This is a genomic window from Pseudomonas sp. 05N434, from assembly GCF_056396965.1.
Window position 1 is genome coordinate 1 of sequence record NZ_JBFTMK010001087.1, and the last position, 513, is coordinate 513.

1 protein-coding gene is annotated in these 513 nt (G+C 63.4%); it reads left to right on the plus strand.

Features of this window, described 5'->3' with window-relative positions; all coding sequences use genetic code 11:
• On the plus strand, positions 1-513 hold a 513-nt coding region (locus AC1DLB_RS31870), incomplete at both ends, for a polysaccharide deacetylase family protein (RefSeq protein WP_477786515.1).

Below are 513 nucleotides of genomic sequence, written 5' to 3' on the forward strand. Positions count from 1 at the left end.
CCGCCGCCCTGCTGCTGCCGTCCCTCGCGTTCGCCCAGGAACGCCCGTGGCCGGATGGCTCGCAACTGGTGATTTCGTTCTCCATGCAATTCGAAACCGGCGGCCAGCCCGACGGTGCCGAAAGTCCGTTCTCCGGCACTCCATTGCCCAAGGGTTACCCGGACATGCCGGCACAGACCTGGTTCGACTACGGCTACAAGGAAGGCCTGTGGCGGATGCTCGACTTGTGGGACCGCAACGGCATCAAGGTCACCTCCCATGTAGTGGGCGAAGCGGCGTTGAAACACCCCGAACTGGTGCGGGCGATCGCCGACCGTGGCCATGAAGTCGCCGCCCATGGCATGCGCTGGGCCGACTCTTACAACATGAGCTACGAGCAAGAGAAGGCCTTCATCGGCGACGGCGTCGAGGCGGTGCAGAAACTCACCGGTCAGCGCTCGGTGGGCTACAACGCCAATTGGCTGCGGCGCAGCCCCAATACCCTGAAAGTGCTGCAAGACCTGAACTTCACCT